Origin of the sequence: Ornithinimicrobium kibberense (genome assembly GCF_006519705.1) — a bacterium.
GTDB lineage: Bacteria > Actinomycetota > Actinomycetes > Actinomycetales > Dermatophilaceae > Ornithinicoccus > Ornithinicoccus kibberensis.
Window position 1 is genome coordinate 1 of record NZ_VFXM01000048.1, and the last position, 452, is coordinate 452.

At 74.1% G+C, this 452-nt stretch carries 1 protein-coding gene; it reads right to left on the bottom strand.

The genetic code is table 11. From position 1 onward, the window contains the following. Window positions 1-452: AAA family ATPase (locus FJR00_RS15565; RefSeq protein ID WP_141339645.1), on the bottom strand; the 452-nt coding region annotated here is incomplete at both ends.

Below are 452 nucleotides of genomic sequence, written 5' to 3' on the forward strand. Positions count from 1 at the left end.
CATCGGTCGCCGTTCTTGACCCAGGACCCGTCTGCGGCGCGGAGGGTGCGGTCGTTGCGGCGGGTGATCACGGTGTCGCCGGCGCTGGCTTCGGTGCCGTCGCCCAGGGCCACCTCCCGTCCGGAGGGTTGCCCGGTGGACTCGAGGCGGTCGGTCCGGGCGCGCTGGTTCAGCTCGCGCACGGTGTCGCGGGTCGCGGCCAGCAGCAGGCTGGACAGGCCCGCCTGCTGGTCGGCGGCCCAGGCTTCGTACGCCGCCTCGACCATGTCCCCGGTGTCACCGGCGTGGACGCGGCCATGGTCGAGGTAGTGCTCCAGGGCGGCGGGGTCACCGTCGCGGATGGCGAGGGTGGCCGCGCCTTCGGCAGGGTCGGTGAACCGGTGCAGCTCGGTGAGCGTCGCGGTGGTGCCGTGCGCGTTGCCCTGCTCGGCCAGGTCCCGGAAGATCCCACC